We start from the raw sequence: 14,554 nt of genomic DNA, 5'->3' as shown, positions 1-14,554 counted from the left end.
CGGTGGTGCCGGCCGCTGGCCGGCAACCATGCACATCCATCCGGGGTCTTGAGGTTGCCGGCCAGCGGCCGGCACTACCTTCAGGTGGACGCGGTGCGGATCGCGTCGGGCAGCGGCGCGCTCTTGCCGGTCTGGGTGTCCATCCACACCACCACCACGTTGCCATCCGAATACAGCCTGGTGTCGTCCTTCTGGTCCACGATGCGATGGCCGATGGTGACGCTGCTGTTGCCGAGGCGTTCCACGAACAGCTCCACCACGATGTCGTTGGGCCACACGATCGGCAGGCGGTAGTTGACGTTGGTGGCCGCCACCACCGGGGCGATGCGGTCGGTCATCGACACGCCGTCCACGCCCAGCATCCAGCGCACGCGCGCCTCTTCCAGGTAGGAGATGTACTTGGCGTTGTTGACGTGGCCCATGCTGTCCATGTCACGCCAGCGCACGCTGATCGGTACGCGGGCCAGGATCTTGTGTTCGCTGCTCATCAGGCGTCCTTCTTCTTCTTGCTGGCGGTGCTGGTCTTGCTGGCCTTGCCGGTGCTCTTGGCCGCGGCGGCCTTCTTGGCCGGCTTCTCCGGCTTGGCCTTGCGGGGCGGGCGCGCATCGGGCTTGTTGGCCATCGCGGCGGGCTGCTGCGGGCGGGCACTGATCGAGGGCAGCATCTTGGCCAGGAACTGTCCGGTGTACGAGGTCGGGCAGGCCGCCACGTCTTCCGGCGTACCGGTGACCAGGATGGTGCCACCACGGTGGCCGCCTTCCGGACCCAGATCGACGATCCAGTCGGCGGTCTTGATCACGTCCAGGTTGTGCTCGATCACCACCACCGTGTTGCCTTCGTCGCGCAGCTTGTGCAGCACGCCGAGCAGCGCCTCGATGTCATGGAAGTGCAGGCCGGTGGTGGGCTCATCCAGGATGTACAGGGTGCGGCCGGTATCGCGCCGCGACAGTTCCTTGGACAGCTTCACGCGCTGCGCCTCGCCACCGGACAGCGTGGTCGCGCTCTGGCCCAGCTTGATGTAGCTCAGGCCCACGTCGACCAGCGTTTCCAGCTTGCGCGCGATGCTCGGCACCGGCTCGAACAGCTTCAGCGCATCTTCGACGGTCATCTGCAGCACGTCGTTGATGTTGAAGCCCTTGTACAGGATCTCCAGCGTTTCACGGTTGTAGCGCTTGCCATGGCACACATCGCAGGGCACGTACACGTCGGGCAGGAAGTGCATTTCCACCTTGATCAGGCCATCGCCCTGGCACGCTTCGCAGCGGCCACCACGCACGTTGAAGCTGAAGCGCCCCGGCGAATAGCCGCGCGCACGCGCTTCGGGCACCTGTGCGTACAGTTCGCGCAGCGGCGTGAACAGGCCGGTGTAGGTGGCCGGGTTCGAGCGCGGGGTGCGGCCGATCGGCGACTGGTCGATGTCCACGACCTTGTCGAACAGGTCCAGGCCTTCGACCTCCTTGTACGGCGCGATCGCGTGCGAAGAGCCGTTGATCTCGTTGGCAGCCAGCGAGAACAGGGTGTCGTTGATCAGGGTCGACTTGCCCGAGCCGGACACGCCGGTGATGCAGGTCAGCAGGCCCGACGGAATGTCCAGGTCCACGCCCTTGAGGTTGTTGCCGCTGGCACCGCGCAGGTGCAGGGTCATCTTCGGGTTGGGCTTGTGCCGGCGCGCGGGAATCTCGATGGCGCGCTTGCCCGACAGGTACTGCCCGGTGAGCGAACGCGGCGCGTCCAGGATGTCCTGCAGGGTGCCCTGGCCGACGATCTCGCCGCCATGCACGCCCGCGCCCGGCCCGATGTCCAGCACGTAGTCGGCCAGGCGGATGGCGTCTTCGTCGTGCTCGACCACGATCACCGTATTGCCCAGGTCACGCAGGCGGGTGAGGGTGCCGAGCAGGCGTTCGTTGTCGCGCTGGTGCAGGCCGATGGACGGCTCATCGAGCACGTACATCACGCCGACCAGGCCGGCGCCGATCTGGCTGGCCAGGCGGATGCGCTGGGCCTCGCCGCCGGACAGGGTGTCGGCCTTGCGTTCCAGGGTGAGGTAATCCAGGCCCACGTCGACCAGGAAGCCCAGGCGTTCGCCGATCTCCTTGACGATCTTGCCGGCGATCTCGCCGCGCCAGCCGGGCAGGGTCATGCCGCTGAAGAACTTCAGCGCTTCGTCGATCGGCAGCACCACCAGTTCCGGCAGCGCACGGTCGGCCACGAACACGTTGCGCGCAGCCTTGTTCAGGCGCTGGCCCTGGCATTCAGGGCAGTTGCGCTCGCTGATGTACTTGGCCAGTTCCTCGCGCACCGCCGCCGATTCGGTTTCCTTGTAGCGGCGTTCCAGGTTCGGAATGATGCCCTCGAAGCGGTGCTTGCGCTGGGTGCGGCCACCGGCTTCGGTGAAGTAGGTGAAGGTGATGGTCTCTTCGCCGCTGCCGTACAGCACGGCCTGGCGCACGTCCTCGGGCAGGGTCTGCCAGGCCGCATCGGTGTCGAACTTGTAGTGCTTGGCCAGCGAGGCGATCAGCTGGAAGTAGTACGCATTGCGGCGGTCCCAGCCGCGCACGGCACCGGCCGACAGCGACAGCTCCGGGTGCACCACCACGCGCGAGGGGTCGAAGAACTCGGCCATGCCCAGCCCGTCGCAGCCCGGGCAGGCGCCCACCGGCGAATTGAACGAGAACAGGCGCGGTTCCAGCTCCGGCAGCGAGTAGTCGCAGACCGGGCAGCTGTACTTGGACGAGAACAGGTGCGCGGGCGCGTCTTCGACGTCCAGCGACTGCACCGAGACCATGCCGTCGCCCAGCTTCAGCGCGGTTTCGAAGCTCTCGGCCAGGCGCTGCTTGATGTCCTCGCGCGGGCGGAAGCGGTCGATCACCGCCTCGATGGTGTGCTTCTGGCGCAGTGCCAGCGGCGGTACCGCGTCGATTTCATGCAGGACGCCGTCCACGCGCACGCGCACGAAGCCCTGCGCGCGCAGCTGGTCGAACACCTGGGCGTGCTCGCCCTTGCGCTCGCGGATCACCGGGGCCAGCAGCATGTAGCGCTGCTCGGCGTCCAGGCTGAGCACGTGGTCGACCATCTGGCTGACCGTCTGGGCTTCCAGCGGGTAGCCGTGGTCGGGGCAGCGCGGGCTGCCGACGCGGGCGTACAGCAGGCGCAGGTAGTCGTAGATCTCGGTGATGGTGCCCACGGTGGAACGCGGGTTGTGCGAGGTCGACTTCTGCTCGATCGAGATCGCCGGGGACAGGCCCTCGATGTGGTCCAGGTCCGGCTTTTCCATCACGCTCAGGAACTGCCGGGCGTACGCCGACAGCGATTCCACGTAGCGGCGCTGGCCTTCAGCGTAGATGGTGTCGAACGCCAACGAGGACTTGCCCGAGCCGGACAGGCCGGTGATGACAATCAGCTTGTCGCGGGGCAGGTCGAGATCGATGTTCTTGAGGTTGTGCGTCCGCGCGCCGCGGATGCGGATGAAATCCATCGCCATGGGGGATCCGTTGTGGGGCTCTGGCCCGGAGGGCCGGCAAGCGGGTGGGGCAAGCGGAGACGGCAATCGGTCAGCCTACCGAGCTTGGGATTTGGGGGCAATCGCGCACATTGCCAGCCCCGGGTCTCACCGCCTGAGACCTCCCGGGGCGTTACCTGAACAGGATTCAGCCCCAGACAGGGCAAGGCGGGGGGTGACTTGACCCGACCCACTACCAGTCATTAAAATCCCGCTTCTGTCTGCCCTCGATGGCGGCAGTCCATAGACCACAATAACTACAGAGGAAGTCTGGTCATGTACGCAGTACTGGTAACCGGCGGTAAGCAATACCGCGTGGCGCAGGGCGAAACGCTCCGCGTCGAAAAACTCGAAGCCGACGTCGGCAACGAGATCACGTTCGACACCATCCTGATGCTGGGTGACAGCGACGGCATCAAGCTGGGCGACGCGCTGAGCGGCGCTTCGGTCACTGCCAAGGTCGTGTCCCAGGGTCGTGCTGACAAGGTCCGGATCATCAAGTTCCGTCGCCGCAAGCACCACATGAAGCGCCAGGGTCACCGTCAGTACTACACCGAAATCGAGATCACCGGCATTGCCGGTGGCAGCAAGTAATAAGGAGAACCAGTCATGGCACATAAAAAAGGCGTAGGCTCTTCGCGCAACGGTCGCGACTCCAACCCGAAGTACCTCGGCGTCAAGATCTTCGGTGGCCAGGCCATCGATGCCGGCAACATCATCGTGCGTCAGCGCGGCACCCAGTTCCACCCGGGTAGCGGCGTTGGCCTCGGCCGTGACCACACCCTGTTCGCGCTCGTCGACGGCAAGGTGGAGTTCTCGGTCAAGGGCCCGAAGAAGCGTCGTACCGTCAGCGTCGTCGCCGAAGCCTGATCTTCGCGATACGCAGGCGCCCACGCCTAGCGCGTGGGGCCGCTGACGAAAGCCCCGCTTCGGCGGGGTTTTTGTTTTTTGTTTTTGTTCGAACATGGGCGGGGATCCTTCCCGCCACCGTCCACGGATCGTACCGGGGACGTTAGACTCTGCGGTCGGGTGCATCCGCTGCCCGCCGCCTCCAGTTGGCATCCAGAATCATGAAACTTGTAGACGAAGCAGAAATCCAGGTCACCGCCGGCAATGGCGGCAACGGCTGCGTCGGTTTCCGTCGCGAGAAGTTCATTCCGCTGGGCGGCCCGGACGGTGGCGATGGTGGCAATGGCGGCAACGTCTGGATCCGCGCCGACGCCAACCTGAACACCCTGGTCGACTTCCGCCACGAGCGCATCTTCAAGGCGCAGCGCGGTGAGAACGGCATGGGCCGCCAGGCCTACGGCAAGGGCGGCGAAGACCTGGTCATCACCGTGCCGGTCGGCACCGTGGTCATGAACGTGGCCACCGATGAAGTCATCGGCGACCTGACCCAGCACGACGACCGCCTGCTGGTGGCCAAGGGCGGCCGCGGCGGCCTGGGCAACATGCACTTCAAGAGCTCCACCAACCGTTCGCCGCGCCAGGCGCTGCCGGGCGAAGAGGGTGAAGAGCGCCTGCTCAAGCTGGAGCTGAAGCTGCTGGCCGACGTGGGCCTGCTGGGCTTCCCCAATGCCGGCAAGAGCACGCTGATCCGTGCGGTGTCCGCTGCCACCCCGAAGGTGGCCGATTACCCGTTCACCACGCTGTACCCGAACCTGGGTGTGGTGCGCGTTGAAAATTACCGCAGCTTCGTCATCGCCGACATTCCCGGCCTGATCGAAGGGGCGGCCGACGGTGCCGGCCTGGGTGCGCAGTTCCTGCGCCACCTGCAGCGCACCCGCCTGCTGCTGCACCTGGTGGACATCTCGCCGATGGAAGGTGGCGTGGAAGGTGTTTCGCCGATCGAGCAGGTCCGTGCGATCGAGCGCGAGCTGGAAAAGCACGATCCGGAGCTGCTGGACAAGCCGCGCTGGCTGGTGCTGAACAAGGCCGACCTGATGTTCGAGGACGAGGCCAAGGCCGCGGCCGAGAAGATCGTCGCCGAGCTGGGCTGGACCCAGCCGTGGTACCTGGTCTCGGCGCTGGGCCGTGAAGGCACCTGGCCGATCATGACCAACATCATGGCCTTCTTCGATCGCCAGAAGGAAGACGAGGCGCAAGCGCGCGATGCGTACTGAGCGCCTCCGCGCGCCCCTGAACAACCCGGCTGCGGCCGGGTTTTTCTGTGGTGCGCCCGCGCCGCGTGTGCATGGCCTCGTAGAGCCGGGCTCTGCCCGGCTGGCGTCCAACGTTCACGATATCGCCGCGAAGGGCAGCCGGGCAGAGCCCGGCGCTACGGCCCGGCTGGCGTTCGGCGTTCCTGATATCGCCGCGAAGGGCAGCCGGGCAGAGCCCGGCGCTACGGCTTGGCTTGCGTGCAGCCGGGCAGAATCTGGCGTTACGGATCTGCGGGCAACAAAAAACCCGGCCGGGGCCGGGTCTTTTTCTGCGGCTGGGTCGAAGCCACGCGTGGCGTGGCTCTACGACACCCGCAGCGCCGTATCAGGCAGCCTTGATGGCCTTGATGCGCGCGGTCAGGCGGCTCTTGTGGCGAGCAGCCTTGTTCTTGTGGATCAGACCACGCGAGCTGAAACGGTCGAGGATCGGCTGGGCAACAGCGAAGGCTGCCTCGGCGCCGGCGGCGTCATTGGCATCCAGAGCCTTGATCACCTTCTTGACAGCGGTGCGCAGCATCGAACGCTGAGCCGTATTGCGCGCGTTGCGCACGACGGTCTGCTTGGCGCGCTTCTTGGCGGACTTGATATTGGCCACAGTGGTGGTTTCCTGAAAAATCGGTGTAATGGGAACAGCAAGCTGGAAAGTATGATGGCTCGAAAAATGTACGTCAAGTCAATTGTCAAGAGGGAACACGGGTGAGTTCACCAAGGATGTTGCGGGGTCTGCTGTCTTTCAGCAGCATGACCATGATTTCGCGGGTGTTGGGGCTGGTTCGCGACCAGGTCATCACCACCACGTTCGGCACCAATGCGGTCACCGATGCCTTCTGGGTGGCCTTCCGGGTGCCCAACTTCCTCCGCCGGCTGTTCGCGGAGGGCTCGTTCGCCACCGCCTTCGTGCCTGTGTTCACGGAAGTGAAGGAAACCCGCCCCCACACCGAGCTGCGCGAGCTGATGTCGCGGGTGGCCGGCACCCTGGGTGGCGTGTTGATGCTGGTCACCGCGCTGGCGCTGATCTTCGCGCCGCAACTGGCGACCCTGTTCTCCAGCGGGGTGGACACCGACCCGGCCAAGCATGGCCTGCTGGTGGACCTGTTCCGGCTGACCTTCCCGTTCCTGCTGTTCGTGTCGCTGACCGCGCTGGCGGGCGGCGCCCTGAACAGCTTCCAGCGCTTTGCGATGCCGGCGCTGACCCCGGTCATCCTCAACCTGTGCATGATCGCCGGCGCGGTGTGGCTGGCGCCCCGGCTGGGCGGCACCCCGGAGAAGCAGATCCTGGCCCTGGGCTGGGCGGTGCTGGCGGCGGGCCTGCTGCAGCTGCTGTTCCAGCTGCCGTCGCTGAAGGGCATCAACCTGCTGACCCTGCCGCGCTGGGGCTGGCGGCATCCGGGCGTGCGCAAGGTGCTCACCCTGATGGTGCCGACCCTGTTCGGCTCCTCGGTGGCCCAGATCAACCTGCTGCTGGATACCGTGATCGCCGCCAAGCTCACCGACGGCTCGCAGTCCTGGCTGTCACTGGCCGACCGCTTCCTGGAGCTGCCGCTGGGCGTGTTCGGCGTGGCGCTGGGCACGGTGATCCTGCCGGCGCTGGCCCGCCACCACGTCAGCACCGACAAGGCCGGCTTCTCCAGCGCGCTGGACTGGGGCCTGCGCACGACCCTGCTGATTTCGGTGCCGGCCATGCTGGGCCTGGTGCTGCTGGCCGAGCCGCTGATCGCCACGCTGTTCCAGTACAAGGAGTTCACTGCCTTCGACACCCGCATGACCGCGTTGTCGGTCTACGGCCTGAGCTTCGGCCTGCCGGCATTCGCGCTGCTCAAGGTGGTGCTGCCGGCGTTCTACGCGCGCCAGGACACCCGCACCCCGGTCCGCGCCGGTATCGTCGCGCTGGTGGCCAACATGGTCTTCAACTTCCTCCTGCTGGCCGTGCTGTACCAGGTGATGGTGCCGGACGCGCTGAAGGCGCAGGGCGTGTGGGTCGCGCTGGGCAAGCAGCCGGGCCTGCATCTGGCGCTGGGCATCGCCAGCGCGCTGTCCAGTTACCTGAACCTTGGCCTGCTCTGGTACTGGCTGGGCAAGACCGATGTGTACCAGCGCAAGCCCGGCTGGGCCGGCTACGTGACCCGCCTGAGCCTGGCCTGCGCGGCCATGGTGGCGGTGCTGCTGGCCCTGCTGCACGGCATGTCCGGCTTCACCGAGATGGACAAGTGGCACCGGATGGGCAACCTCGCGCTGCTGGTCGGCGGCGGCGGCCTGACCTACCTGGTGGCCCTGGTGGCGATGGGGTTCCGCCCGCGCCACCTGCGCGAGCATTGATCCGTGGACACCCCGGCTATACTTCATGGCTATCCCTTGCACTCCATCGGCCCTGGTGGGCCCGATTCCCAGTTGATGAGCAGGTTGTTCAGAAGCATTGAAGGCGGGCCACTGTTCCCGCACGGAAGCGTGGTCTGCATCGGCGCATTCGACGGCCTGCATCTTGGCCATCGTGCGTTGGTGCGGCATGCGGTGGCGCGCGCCCGCGCGTTGGGCGTGGCCGCCGTGGCGGTGGCGTTCGAACCGTTGCCGCGCGAGTACTTCGCCCAGGGCGAGCCGCCGCCGCGGCTGACCCTGGCCCGCGACAAAGTGGCCATGCTCAACGAACTGGGCGTGGATGCAGTGGGCCTGCTGCGCTTCGATGCGCGCATGGCCGCCATGCAGGCCGAAGACTTCGTCCAGCAGCTGCTGGTGCAGCGCCTGAGTGCGCGGGAAGTCTGGATCGGGCCGGAGTTCTGCTTCGGCAACCGCCGTCGCGGCGACCTGGCGCTGTTGCAGGCCATGGGCGCGGAGCGCGGCTTCACCGCCGGGGAAATCGAGCCGGTGGACCTGCACGGCGAGCGCATTTCCAGCACCCGCATCCGCCAGCTGTTGCGCGAGGGCAACTTCACCCACGCCAACGACCTGCTCGGCCGTCCGTATTCGATCGGGGGCCGGGTAGTGCGCGGGCGCCAGCTGGGCCGTACGCTGGGCTTCCCGACGGCGAACCTGCGCTTCCCCAAGACCCCGGCGCTGTCGGGCATCTACGCCACCTGGGTGCACGGCGTGTTCGACCAGCCGTGGCCGTCGGTGTCCAGCTTCGGCACCCGTCCCACCGTGGACGGCGTGGAGCCGCTGCTGGAAGCGCACCTGTTCGATTTCCAGGGCGACCTGTACGGTCGTCATATTGAAGTGGAATTCGTCGCCAAGCTGCGCGACGAAGAGAAGTTCCAAGATCTGGCCGCGTTGACCGACCAGATGCACCGTGACGCCGAACAGGCGCGTCACATCCTTTCCGAACACAGATTGCGAGCCACTGCGTGAGCCAGGACTACAAAGCCACCCTTCATCTGCCGGCAACCGAATTCCCGATGCGCGGCGACCTGCCCAAGCGCGAGCCGGGCATTCTGTCGCGCTGGGAAGACGAGGGCCTGTACGCCCGCCTGCGCGACAACGCGCAGGGTCGCCCGCTGTTCGTGCTGCACGACGGCCCGCCCTATGCCAACGGCCAGATCCACCTGGGCCACGCGGTCAACAAGATCCTCAAGGACATCATCGTCAAGTCGCGCTACCTGGCCGGCTTCGATGCGCCCTACGTGCCGGGCTGGGATTGCCACGGCCTGCCGATCGAGATCGCGGTCGAGAAGAAGTGGGGCAAGGTCGGGGTCAAGCTGGACGCCGAGCAGTTCCGCCAGAAGTGCCGCGAATTCGCCGAAGAGCAGATCGAGCTGCAGCGCCGCGACTTCAAGCGCCTGGGCGTGATCGGTGATTGGGACAACCCGTACAAGACGCTGAGCTTCGACTTCGAGGCCAACGAGATCCGCGCGCTGTCCAAGGTGTTCGCCAACGGCCACATCGTGCGCGGCGCCAAGCCGGTGCATTGGTGCTTCGACTGCGGCTCGGCGCTGGCGGAAGCGGAAATCGAATACCAGGACAAGACCTCGCCGGCGATCGACGTGGCCTACGCCGCGCGTGATTCCCAGCAGCTGGCCGCGCGCTTCGGCGCGACCCTGCCGGCCGATGTCGAGGTAGCCGTGCCGATCTGGACCACCACCCCGTGGACGCTGCCGGCCTCGCTGGCGGTGTCCCTCGGTGCGGAGATCGAGTACGTGCTGGCCGAAGGTCCGGCCCACAACGGCGCGCGCCGTTGGTTGGTGCTTGCCGCCGCACTGGCCGAGCGTTCGCTGCAGCGCTACGGCCTGGAAGACCTGGTCGTGCACGGTCGTGCCACCGGCGCCGCGCTGGAAAACCTGCTGCTGGCCCATCCGTTCTATGCCACCCGCGACATTCCGCTGCTCAACGGCGACCACGTCTCCGATGAAGACGGTACCGGCGCGGTGCACACCGCCCCCGGCCACGGCCAGGAAGACTTCGTGGTCAGCCAGCAGTACGGGCTGATGGAGAAGTACAACGCAGGCCAGATCAACCCGGTCGACGGCCGCGGCGTGTACCTGTCTTCGACGCCGCCGGCTGGCGATGTCGAACTGGCCGGTGTGCACCTGTGGAAGGCACAGCCGCTGATCGTCGACGCGCTGCGCGCGTCCGGCGCGCTGCTGGCCTTCGTCGAGATCGTGCACAGCTACCCGCACTGCTGGCGTCACAAGACGCCGGTGGTGTTCCGCGCCACCCCGCAGTGGTTCATCTCGATGGACAAGGCCAACCTGCGCAGCGATGCGATGGCCGCCATCGACAACGTCGGCTGGTTCCCGAGCTGGGGCAAGGCCCGCATCGGCGGCATGGTCGAAGGGCGCCCGGACTGGTGCATCAGCCGCCAGCGCACCTGGGGCGTGCCGATCGCGATGTTCACCCACCGCGAAACCGGCGAGCCGCATCCGCGCACCGTTGAACTGATGCAGCAGGTGGCCGACCGCGTGGAGCGGGGCGGCATCGACGTCTGGTATTCGCTGGACAGCGCCGAGCTGCTCGGCGACGACGCCGCGCAGTACGAGAAGGTCACCGACATCCTGGATGTGTGGTTCGATTCCGGCGTGACCCACGAAGGCGTGCTGCTGGCGCGAGGCTTCGGCAAGCCGGCCGACCTGTACCTGGAAGGCTCGGACCAGCACCGCGGCTGGTTCCAGTCCTCGCTGCTCACCGGCGTGGCCATCGACAAGCATGCCCCGTACAAGCAGTGCCTCACCCATGGCTTCACCGTGGATGAGAAGGGCCGCAAGATGTCCAAGTCGCTGGGCAACGGCATCGAGCCGCAGGACATCATGAAGACGCTGGGCGCGGACATCCTGCGCCTGTGGATCGCCTCGGCCGACTACAGCAATGAAATGTCGCTGTCGCAGGAGATCCTCAAGCGCAATGCCGACGCCTACCGGCGCCTGCGCAACACCGCGCGCTTCCTGCTGGGCAACCTGGACGGCTTCGACCCGGCCCAGCATCGGGTGGCACCGGCCGACATGGTCGCGCTGGACCGCTGGATCGTGCATCGCGCCTTCGAGGTGCAGGAGAAGATCAAGGCCGCCTACACCAGCTACACCATGGCCGAGATCGTGCAGCTGCTGCTGAACTTCTGCAGCGTCGACCTGGGCTCGCTGTACCTGGACGTCACCAAGGACCGGCTGTACACCATGCCGGTGGACTCGCGCGGCCGCCGCTCGGCGCAGACCGCGATGTACCACATCGCCGAAGCGTTCACCCGCTGGATCGCCCCGATCCTGAGCTTCACCGCCGACGAGCTGTGGGGCTACCTGCCGGGCGAACGCAAGGACAACGTGCTGTTTGCCACCTGGTACGACGGTCTGGAACCGCTGCCGGCCGACGCGCCGCTCACCGCCGCCGATTTCGACCAGCTGCTGGCCCTGCGCGAGCAGGTGTCCAAGGTGCTCGAGCCGATGCGCGCCAACGGTGCCATCGGTGCGGCGCTGGAAGCGGAGATCACCGTGGCCGCCGACGCGGACACCGCCGCCCGCTGGCAGCCGCTGGCGGACGAACTGCGCTTCCTGCTGATCAGTGGCGATGTGCAAGTGCGCCCGGCGACCACCGATGAGGTGTTTGTCAGCGCGCAGCCGACTGAAAAAACCAAGTGCGTGCGCTGTTGGCATTACCGTGCCGACGTGGGCACGGTGGCGGCCCATCCGGAACTGTGCGGTCGCTGCGTGACCAACATCGACGGTGCCGGCGAAGATCGGCGGTGGTTCTGATGAGCGCCGTCCGTCCGCGTCCCAATGCGTTGGTGTGGTTGCTGCTGTCGGTGGCGATCATCGGCCTGGACCAGTGGAGCAAGGCCTGGGTGCTGTCCAGCCTGCCCGAGTACCAGCCAGTGGTGGTCATCGAGGGCTTCTGGAACTGGTTCCGCACCTACAACACCGGTGCGGCATTCAGCTTCCTGAGCGATGCTGGTGGCTGGCAGCTGTGGTTCTTCACCGCGCTGGCGGTGGGCATCAGTGGCCTGATGGCGTTCTGGCTGTCGCGCACCGCCCGTGCCCACTGGCGCAGCGCAGTGCCTTACGCGCTGGTGATCGGCGGGGCGATCGGCAACGTGATCGACCGGCTGATGCACGGCCACGTGGTGGATTTCATCCAGTGGCACATCGGTGACCATTACTGGCCCTCGTTCAACATCGCCGACGCGGCGATCGTGGTCGGCGCGGTCGGGATCGCTGTGTTTGGCCTGTTCGACGGCAAGTCCGAGAAAAAAGCGGGATAATTCCCTCCTGTTTCCTGCAATCAACCGGCCGCGTGCCGGCCGGAGTATCTGACCGATGGACGTGTTGCTCGCCAATCCGCGTGGTTTCTGTGCCGGTGTCGATCGTGCGATCGAGATCGTCAAGCGCGCGATCGAGACCCTTGGGGCGCCGATCTACGTGCGCCACGAGGTCGTGCACAACCGTTTCGTGGTGGATGACCTGAAGGCGCGCGGTGCGATCTTCGTCGAGGAACTCGACGAAGTGCCCGACGACAACACCGTCATCTTCAGCGCCCACGGCGTGTCCCAGGCCGTGCGCCAGGAAGCCGAGCGCCGTGGCCTGAAAGTGTTCGATGCCACCTGCCCGCTGGTCACCAAGGTACACCTGGAAGTGGCCCGCCACTGCCGGGCCGGCCGCGACGTGGTGCTGATCGGCCACGCCGGCCACCCGGAAGTGGAAGGCACCATGGGCCAGTGGAACCGCGAGCGCGGCACCGGCCGGATCTACCTGGTGGAAGACGTTGAAGACGTGGCCACGCTGGAGATCGAGCAGCCGGAAAACTTCGCCTACACCACCCAGACCACGCTGTCGGTGGACGACACGCGCGGCATCATCGAGGCCATGCGGGCGCGCTTCCCGGCCATGCAGGGGCCGAAGAACGACGACATCTGCTACGCCACCCAGAACCGCCAGGACGCCGTGCGCGACCTGGCCCAGCGCTGCGACCTGGTGCTGGTGGTGGGCTCGCCGAACAGCTCCAACTCCAACCGTCTCAGTGAACTGGCGCGCCGTGAAGGCGTGGAGTCGTACCTGATCGACGGCGCCCACGAAATCGACCCGGCATGGGTGGCAGGCAAGAAGCACATCGGCCTGACCGCTGGCGCCTCGGCACCGCAGGTGCTGGTGGACGGCGTGATCGCACGCTTGAAGGAACTGGGTGCCACCGGCGTCGGCGAACTCGACGGCGAGCCGGAATCGATGGTGTTCGCGCTGCCCAAGGAACTACGGCTGCGGTTGATCAGCTGAGCCACGTCGCTGCGTCAGTGTCCCCGCCAAGGCCCGCGAATGCGGGCCTTGTTGTTGCTGGGCCTGCGCCGCCAACCGGCATCGTGAGGAACGGGCCTTGACGACCGCGTTGGCCACGGTCGAGCATGGATGAACGCGTCATGCGCATCAGCGTGGCGCGCAGGGAGCGGCCGTGCCGCCATGGATCGAGCCACACAAGGAGTGAAGGATGAGCAAGCAGGCAACGCCGGCCACCGCGCCGGCAGCAATGAAGAGCGGCCAAGATGACGTCGCCGCGCTGTTCCACCAGTTGCGCACCCAGAACCGACTGTTGAAGCTGGTGCTTGGCGGGGTGCTGACCGTGGGCGGTGCACTGGCGCTGATGGGCGCGCGGACGCCGCCATCGCGCGCCACCTTCGACGAGATCAACGTGGCCAGGATCAACATCGTCGGCGCCGACGGCGGCCGTTCCATGGTCATTGCCGCGCGCGGGCTGCTGCCGGAGCCGGTCGTCGACGGCAAGGAGATCAAGAGCGGTCGGGGTCCCATGCCGGGCATGTTGTTCTACAACGGCGTGGGTGATGAGGTTGGAGGCCTGATCTACGACGGCAAGCTGGATGCGAAGGGCAAGCCCAGCGCGGGCGTGCACTTGTCGATGGACCGCTTCGGCGGCGACCAGCAGTTGGCGGTGCATCACTACGAAGTCAATGGCCACATGGAAACCGGGTTGTCGGTCTACGACCGCGGCCTGCACCAGGACTACGACGCGCTCTACCAGCAGTACCAGGCCGCACCGGCCGGCCCGGAAAAGCAGGCCCTGCGGCAGAAGTGGAAAGACGCCGGCGGCGAACAGACCCAGCGGTTGTTCGTGGGTCGCACCCGTGGCGACTCTTCGGCGCTGATCCTGGCCGATGCCGCCGGCCGGCCGCGCATCATGATGACCGTCAGCCCCGGCGGCGAACCGGCGCTGGCCTTCATGGATGACAAGGGCAACGTCATCCAGTCGCTCCCGCAGGCGGGCACCGCCAAACAGTAAACCCCCGATACGCTGTCGTTACGCAGGCAGAGCCACGCCATGCGTGGCTGCTTCCTGCGGGGTCACCCGATTGCCGACGCGGCGCGCACCAGACGCGCCGCGCCGGGTGTCGCTTTGCCCGTTCTGGCCGCTGCCCCACGCATGACCTTTGGCCATGGGGCAGGGCAGTGGCGAGGGCTAGGATCGCCTCTATCACCGC

At 66.5% G+C, this 14,554-nt stretch carries 12 protein-coding genes; 9 read left to right on the top strand and 3 right to left on the bottom strand.

The window, feature by feature from the left end:
* Nucleotides 1–80 precede the first annotated feature (80 nt).
* Together ABIA71_RS12230 and uvrA are read right to left on the bottom strand one after the other, a co-directional pair.
* Nucleotides 81–488, bottom strand: a complete 408-nt coding sequence (locus tag ABIA71_RS12230) for an acyl-CoA thioesterase (RefSeq protein WP_354285410.1) — start codon at nucleotides 486–488, stop codon at nucleotides 81–83.
* Nucleotides 488–3,481 carry an excinuclease ABC subunit UvrA gene (gene uvrA, locus ABIA71_RS12225; RefSeq protein ID WP_354285409.1) on the bottom strand — a complete coding sequence of 998 codons (2,994 nt, stop codon included), beginning with the start codon at nucleotides 3,479–3,481 and terminating at the stop codon, nucleotides 488–490. Before uvrA ends, ABIA71_RS12230 begins: the two co-directional genes overlap by 1 nt.
* 294 nt (nucleotides 3,482–3,775) lie before the next feature.
* On the opposite strand from uvrA, the gene rplU reads away from it, so the two are divergent.
* The 3 genes from rplU to obgE all read left to right on the top strand — a co-directional run bounded on the left by rplU (nucleotide 3,776) and on the right by obgE (nucleotide 5,622).
* Complete coding sequence (rplU, locus tag ABIA71_RS12220; RefSeq protein WP_128095190.1) at nucleotides 3,776–4,093, top strand: 50S ribosomal protein L21; 318 nt, start codon at nucleotides 3,776–3,778, stop codon at nucleotides 4,091–4,093.
* 15 nt (nucleotides 4,094–4,108) lie between these two features.
* Complete coding sequence (rpmA, locus tag ABIA71_RS12215; protein WP_038689688.1) at nucleotides 4,109–4,369, top strand: 50S ribosomal protein L27; 261 nt, start codon at nucleotides 4,109–4,111, stop codon at nucleotides 4,367–4,369.
* 200 nt (nucleotides 4,370–4,569) lie between these two features.
* Nucleotides 4,570–5,622, top strand: coding sequence for a GTPase ObgE (gene obgE / locus ABIA71_RS12210; protein WP_324817460.1), 1,053 nt, complete (start codon nucleotides 4,570–4,572; stop codon nucleotides 5,620–5,622).
* A 364-nt stretch (nucleotides 5,623–5,986) separates the two neighbouring features.
* Here the strand turns inward: obgE and rpsT are convergent, their stop codons facing one another.
* On the bottom strand, nucleotides 5,987–6,256 hold the full coding sequence (gene rpsT, locus ABIA71_RS12205; protein WP_019184515.1) for a 30S ribosomal protein S20: 270 nt from the start codon (nucleotides 6,254–6,256) through the stop codon (nucleotides 5,987–5,989).
* Nucleotides 6,257–6,372: 116 nt separating this feature from the next.
* Here rpsT and murJ point away from each other — a divergent pair, with 116 nt between their 5' ends.
* From murJ to ABIA71_RS12175, 6 genes are all read left to right on the top strand, one after another.
* Nucleotides 6,373–7,977, top strand: coding sequence for a murein biosynthesis integral membrane protein MurJ (gene murJ, locus ABIA71_RS12200; RefSeq protein ID WP_354285408.1), 1,605 nt, complete (start codon nucleotides 6,373–6,375; stop codon nucleotides 7,975–7,977).
* A gap of 75 nt (nucleotides 7,978–8,052) precedes the next feature.
* A complete protein-coding gene (locus ABIA71_RS12195) occupies nucleotides 8,053–9,000 on the top strand; it encodes a bifunctional riboflavin kinase/FAD synthetase (RefSeq protein WP_354285407.1) in 948 nt (315 codons plus the stop codon).
* Nucleotides 8,997–11,828 (top strand): isoleucine--tRNA ligase, encoded by a 2,832-nt coding sequence (gene ileS / locus ABIA71_RS12190; RefSeq protein WP_354285406.1) that lies wholly within the window; start codon nucleotides 8,997–8,999, stop codon nucleotides 11,826–11,828. Before ABIA71_RS12195 ends, ileS begins: the two co-directional genes overlap by 4 nt.
* A complete protein-coding gene (lspA, locus tag ABIA71_RS12185; RefSeq protein ID WP_128095195.1) occupies nucleotides 11,828–12,334 on the top strand; it encodes a signal peptidase II in 507 nt (168 codons plus the stop codon). The genes ileS and lspA overlap by 1 nt, the downstream gene beginning before the upstream one ends.
* A gap of 55 nt (nucleotides 12,335–12,389) precedes the next feature.
* On the top strand, nucleotides 12,390–13,340 hold the full coding sequence (ispH, locus tag ABIA71_RS12180; RefSeq protein WP_354285405.1) for a 4-hydroxy-3-methylbut-2-enyl diphosphate reductase: 951 nt from the start codon (nucleotides 12,390–12,392) through the stop codon (nucleotides 13,338–13,340).
* 208 nt (nucleotides 13,341–13,548) lie between these two features.
* Nucleotides 13,549–14,355, top strand: a complete 807-nt coding sequence (locus ABIA71_RS12175; protein ID WP_354285404.1) for a hypothetical protein — start codon at nucleotides 13,549–13,551, stop codon at nucleotides 14,353–14,355.
* Nucleotides 14,356–14,554 lie beyond the last annotated feature (199 nt).

Source organism: Stenotrophomonas sp. 2619 (genome assembly GCF_040548725.1).
GTDB lineage: Bacteria > Pseudomonadota > Gammaproteobacteria > Xanthomonadales > Xanthomonadaceae > Stenotrophomonas > Stenotrophomonas maltophilia_AP.
This window is presented reverse-complemented; position numbering and strand designations above follow the sequence as displayed.